Annotated in this window: 4 protein-coding genes; 3 read left to right on the top strand and 1 reads right to left on the bottom strand. The window is 68.1% G+C overall.

The features are described from left to right. From L995_RS17985 to L995_RS17975, 3 genes are all read left to right on the top strand, one after another. The coding region (locus L995_RS17985) for a DUF3422 family protein (protein ID WP_047472855.1) at positions 1-453 on the top strand (453 nt) is incomplete at its 5' end. A gap of 140 nt (positions 454-593) precedes the next feature. Further along, positions 594-1,391 (top strand): SDR family oxidoreductase, encoded by a 798-nt coding sequence (locus L995_RS17980; protein WP_016445738.1) that lies wholly within the window; start codon positions 594-596, stop codon positions 1,389-1,391. 183 nt (positions 1,392-1,574) lie between these two features. Further along, positions 1,575-4,325 (top strand): bifunctional diguanylate cyclase/phosphodiesterase, encoded by a 2,751-nt coding sequence (locus L995_RS17975; RefSeq protein WP_047472854.1) that lies wholly within the window; start codon positions 1,575-1,577, stop codon positions 4,323-4,325. On the opposite strand, the gene L995_RS17970 is transcribed toward L995_RS17975, so the two are convergent. Beyond that, positions 4,300-5,141 (bottom strand): DMT family transporter (locus tag L995_RS17970; protein WP_047472853.1); only part of this gene is annotated, 842 nt, incomplete at its 5' end. The two genes, L995_RS17975 and L995_RS17970, sit on opposite strands and share 26 nt — an antisense overlap.

The following is a 5,141-nucleotide window of genomic DNA, read 5'->3' as shown; positions in this document are numbered from 1 at the left end:
GACATCCAGGAATCACGCATCGACGGCATACAGACCATCCGCGAGTTCATGGACCGGCGCCTGACGCCGGCGCGCAGCACCTGCGAATGGGCGGCGCGGCGGCAGAACGCGCTGTCCGAGCGCGTCTCGCGCGTCAGCAGCCTGCTGCGCACGCGCGTGGAGATCGAGCAGCAGCAAAGCAGCCAGCAACTGCTGGGCGCCATGAACCAGCGCCAGGACATGCAGCTCAAGCTGCAGTCCACGGTGGAAGGCCTGTCCGTGGCCGCCATCACCTACTACTTCACGGGCCTGATCAGCTATCTGGCCAAGGGCGCCAAGGCCCTGGGCTGGCCCTGGTCGCCGGAGAGCACGGCCGCCGTCGCCATTCCCGTGGTGGCGCTGGGTGTGTGGTGGTCCTTGCGCAGGCTGCACCACAGGCTGTTCCGTGGCCAGCACGGCGGCGGCGCGCATTGAAGGCAGCGCCAGGGGCTCGCCGGTGTGCCGGCGAGTTCACGTTTTCTCACGTTTGGCGTGAAAGCGTCGAAGCCTCGCGCACAATGTGCGCTGCCGTTCTGCAAGGATCGAGCAAGGTTGTGTTTGTTCAGGAGTGAGACATGGATCTGGGAATCGCGGGCAAGTGGGCCCTGGTATGTGGCGCCAGCAAGGGCCTGGGCTTTGGCTGTGCCAAGGCGCTGGCGCAAGAGGGTGTGAACCTGGTGATCAATGCGCGCAATCCCGAGGCCCTGCAGGAGGCCGCGGCCAGCCTTGCGGCCCTCGCGCCGCAGGTGAAGGTGCTGGCCGTTGCCGCCGACATCACCACCGAGGAAGGCCGTGCCGCCGTGCTGTCGGCCGCCGGCGGCCCGGGCGTGGATTTCGATATCGTCATTACCAATGCGGGCGGCCCGCCTCCCGGCGATTTCCGTGACTGGGACCGCGCGGCCTGGCTCAAGGCCGTGGACGCCAACATGCTCACGCCCATCGAGCTGATCAAGGCCACGGTGGACGGCATGGCGGCACGCGGCTTCGGCCGCATCGTCAACATCACGTCCAGCGCCGTGAAGGCGCCCATCGACATCCTGGGCCTGTCCAACGGCGCGCGCAGCGGCCTCACGGGCTTTGTGGCGGGCCTGGCGCGTAGCGGCATCGCGGCCAAGGGCGTGACCATCAACAACCTGCTGCCCGGCAAGTTCGACACCGACCGCCTGCGCACCACCTTCACGGCCGCCGCCAACAAGAGCGGCAAGAGCCTGGACGATGTGCGCCTGGTGCAGCAATCCCAGGTGCCGGCGCGCCGCTTCGGCACGCCCGATGAATTCGGCGCCATCTGCGCCTTCCTGTGCAGCGCCCACGCAGGCTACATGACGGGCCAGAACATCCTGCCCGACGGCGGCCTGTACGCAGGAACCTTCTGATGCGCCAGGGCACTGCGACCATGACCGCCTCCGGAGCATGCAAGCCCCGGACAGTGCCAGGCATGGCCGCGCAGTTGCAAACGGGCGGCGGACAGGGGCGGTCTTGAAAACCCCGGCCCTGCATTGCGGCCAGCGGCCTCGCCGCAGCCTGCCCATGTCGCATGCCATGCAGGGAGCCGGGAGATGAGCGAACTGTCCCACCAGACGGACTGGTCGCAGGCGATTGCAGGCCCCTCCGCGCGCCCGGCGGCTGCGCTCAGTCCCCCAGGCATGCGCCATACCCTGGGCCTGATGCTCGTGCTGCTGACGGTGGCCCTGGCGGCCGCCGTCGTCTGGCTGCTCAGCGGCATGCGCACCACCGCGCAGGAAGAGGCATCGCTGCGCCTGGTACGCTTTGTGCTCGGTACCGAGGCGGCCATCAGCCGCAGCCTTGAATCCCTGGACGCACTGGCCATGGGGGTGGATGAATGGCTGGGTTCGCGCGATCACGCATCGGCCTCGCAGCCGCAACTTCAGGAGATGCTGCACGCCATGGAGCGGCAGAACACGCTGGCGCGCCGCGCCGCCGTGCACGACTCCAAGGGCCGCGAGCTGGCGGCTTCGGGCGATGGCCTGGCCATTGATCTGCCGGCCCAGGCCTGGGAGCGCCTTGCGGCCCAAAGCCGCTCAGAATTGCTGGCCAGCCCGCCCTCCTTGGCGCCGCAGCCGCCGGGCGGCGAGCGCATGCTCTATCTGGTGCGCCCGCTGAGCCGTGCGCAGCAGGGTGGCTATGTGCTGATGCAGGTGCCGGTGGCGGCGCTGGGCGCGGTGCTGGCCCAGGGCGGCGTGCTGGACGGACTGGAAGTCACGCTGGAGCAGGGCAGCGGCGAGCTGCTGCTGTCCATGCCCCCCTACGGCGAGGCCTCGGCTGCGCGGTTGCTGCCGGCGACATCGCAGTTGGCGTCCAGCGGCGTCATGCCCATGGCCGCACGCCTGAGCCGCGTGCCCGCCCTGGTGGCCGCGCATCCGCTGCCCAAGGGCAATCTGTGGGTCACGGCCAGCCTGCCCATGTCCTCCGTGCTGGCGGGCTGGCGTGTGGCGGCCTGGCTGATGGTGCTGGCCGTGATGATCTTCGGCGTGCTGCTGGCCATACTGGGCTGGACGGTCCACCGCTACATGGACCGCCTGCATGCCGCGCGCCGTCAGGCACAGCGCTCCGAGCAATGGCTGGACCAGGCGCTGGACAGCATGGTCAGCGGCTTTTTGCTGCTGGATTCACAGCAGCGCGTGCTTCGCTGGAATCGCTGTTACGAGGAGATGTTTCCATGGCATGCGGATCAGCTGGAGCCCGGCCGGCCCCTGCAATCCCTGCTGGATGCCAGCCCCAGCGCGGTGGGTCTGGTGGCGGCGCCGGAGCAGATCGATGAGGCGAAGGACCTGCACCGGCAACTGGTGCTGCGTCCTGGCGTCCCCCTGGAGCAGCAACTGGCCAGCGGCCGTTTCGTGCAGATGACGGCGCGCCCGGCTGCCGAGGGCGGCGTGGTCATCACCTACAACGATGTCACCGATATCCGGCTGGCCACGGCCGAGATCGAAAGCCTGGCCTTCTACGATCCTCTGACCAGCCTGCCCAATCGCCGCCTGCTGCTGGATCGCCTGGCCCAGGCCACGGTGCTGGCTGCGCGTGAAGGCTGGACCGGGGCGCTGCTGTTCCTGGACCTGGACCAGTTCAAGATGCTCAACGACACGCTGGGCCATGAAGTGGGCGACCAACTGCTGCAGCAGGTGGCGCACCGGCTGCGCAGCGCCGTGCGCTCTTCGGACACGGTGGCGCGCCTGGGGGGCGATGAATTCGTGGTCATGCTCTGCGAGCTGTCGCACGAGCCTGCCGAGGCGGCCACGCTGGCCCAGCGCATTGGCGAGAAGATCCTGGCGCGGCTCAACCAGTCCTATGTGCTGGGTGCCCACCTGCACCGCAGCGCCTGCAGCATTGGCGCCACGCTGTTCGGCCGCCAGCCGCAGTCGGCGGCCGAGCTGCTCAAGCAGGCGGACATCGCCATGTACCAGATCAAGGCGCGCAACGGCAGCGGCCTGTGCTTCTTCGATCCGCAGATGCAGGTGGAGATCCACCAGCGCGTGCGCATGGAGGGCGACCTGCGCCAGGCCCTGGCGCAGTCCCAGTTCGAGCTGCACTACCAGCCCCAGTTCACGCTGGCAGGCGAGGTCATCGGTGCCGAAGCCCTGCTGCGCTGGCGCCACCCCGAGCGCGGCCTGGTGCCGCCCGGCATGTTCATCGCCGTGGCTGAGGAAAGCGAGATCATCGTGCCGCTGGGCATGTGGGTGGTGCGCACGGCCTGCGAGCAGCTGGCTGCCTGGCAAAAGGATGCGCGGCTGCGCCATCTGCAGGTGGCCGTGAATGTCAGTGCCCGCCAGTTCCGCCACCAGGACTTTGCCTCCCAGGTCATCGAGCAGGTGCGCAGCGCAGGCATCGCCCCCCATCTGCTCAAGCTGGAGCTGACCGAGTCGCTGGTGATCGAGAACGTGCAGGAGTCCATCGCCAAGATGAAGCAGCTGCGCAGCCATGGCGTGTGCTTTTCCATGGACGACTTCGGCACAGGCCATTCCTCGCTGACCTACCTCACCCAGCTGCCGCTGAACCAGCTCAAGATCGACCAGTCCTTCGTGCGCCACCTGGGCATGCGCCATACCGACGATGTGATCGTGCAGACCATCATCGGCATGGCTCGCAACCTCAACCTGGATGTGATCGCCGAAGGCGTGGAAACGCTGGAGCAGCGCGCCCTGCTGGCGCACTACGGCTGCGAGTACTTCCAGGGCTATCTGTTCAGCCCGCCCGTTCCCATCCGCGCGTTCGAACAGCTGCTGGCCAAGGTGCCCGTGCGCACCGCGGCACACGGCCTGCCCAAGGCTATCCCCGGCGCGAAGACACCATGATGCCGCCCACGATGAGTACGAACGCCAGGCCGTGGTACAGGCGCGGCGCTTCGCCCAGCAGCGCGATCGACAGCAGGGCGGTGAACAGCGGGATCAGATTGCCGAAAAAGCCCGCCACGGCCGGGCTGCTGCGCTGCACGCCCAGCCCCCAGAAACGGTAGGCCAGGATGGCCGGGCCCAGGGCGATGAACAGCAGTGCCCCGCCCAGAGGCCAGCCCCACTGAATGTGGAACTGGCCCATGGCCATCTCGCCGCCCGTGAACAGGCCGGACCAGACCAGGCCGAAGACCATCTGGGCCAGCAAAAAGCCTGCCCAGTCCGAGCGCAGCCGCTGCGGGACCTGCGCCTTGGACAGCAGCCAAGTGTAGAGGGCCCAGACCATGGTGGCCAGCACCATGAACAGATCGCCGGGCACGAGCTGCAGATGCAGCAGCAGCTCGGGATCTCCGCGCGACAACACCACGGCCACGCCCAGCATCGACAGCAGTGCGCCCAGCAGTTGGCGCCGGCTGACGGGAATGCCCCAGACGATGCGGCCCAGGGCCAGCATCCACACCGGCATGCTGGAGCTGACCAGGGTGACGTTCAGCGGCGTCGAGGTCTTGAGCGCCAGATACAGCAGCGCGTTGTAGCAGCCGATGCCAAGCAGGCCCAGCACGGCGAACTGCCGCCAGTGGCTCCAGGTGCCGCTGCTGCGGCCCAGTGCCCATCCTGCCAGCGGCACAAGCAGGACAAAGGCAATGGCCCAGCGCAGGAAGTTCAGCGCAAACGGCGAGATCAGGTCATGGACCAGGCGACCCACGATGGCGTTGCCGG

It is taken from the genome of Delftia sp. ZNC0008, from assembly GCF_000799035.1.
Taxonomy (GTDB): domain Bacteria; phylum Pseudomonadota; class Gammaproteobacteria; order Burkholderiales; family Burkholderiaceae_C; genus Comamonas; species Comamonas tsuruhatensis.
This window is presented reverse-complemented; position numbering and strand designations above follow the sequence as displayed.